1 protein-coding gene is annotated in these 535 nt (G+C 39.3%); it reads left to right on the top strand.

The features are described 5' to 3' along the window. Positions 1 to 122: 122 nt before the first annotated feature. The coding region (locus ACS8FD_RS24095; protein WP_439277701.1) for an acetyl-coenzyme A synthetase N-terminal domain-containing protein at positions 123 to 535 on the top strand (413 nt) is incomplete at its 3' end.

Genomic DNA, 535 nt, shown 5'->3' with positions numbered 1-535 from the left:
CATATAAATTTGCTATATTATACTTATAATATATACAGCGACTCTTCCAACTTCATTAGCTATTTCATATAGCATATATAGTCGTGTTGCATCACATTTCGTTTACGCTAAGGATAGCCATTATGAGCGAGCAAGCTACCAATATAGATTCTAACCAAGCCTTTAATAATACCGATATCTCTGTGCAAGATTCTACTTTTGCTGATATTTATAGTGACTCGATCAATGATCGAGAGCAGTTTTGGGCAGAGCAAGCAAAGCGTATCTACTGGCATAAAGAGCCTGAGCAAATTCTTGATGACAGTAATCTACCGTTTGCTAAGTGGTATGTCGGCGGCGAGACCAATCTTTGCTATAACTGCGTAGATCGTCATATCCCCGAACGAGCCGAGCAAGATGCTTTCATTTGGCTCTCATCCGAGATCAATCAAGAATTGATAGAGACTTATCCAGCAGTCGTTGATGCCTTTAAGGACTTAGGAAATAACGTTGAGTTTTATACGGACTATACCAAGCGTCGCTTAACCTATAATGA

This window comes from Psychrobacter sp. 1U2, assembly GCF_051847575.1.
The sequence above is the reverse complement of the archived record's forward strand: the minus strand, read 5'-3'. Positions and strand labels throughout refer to the sequence as shown.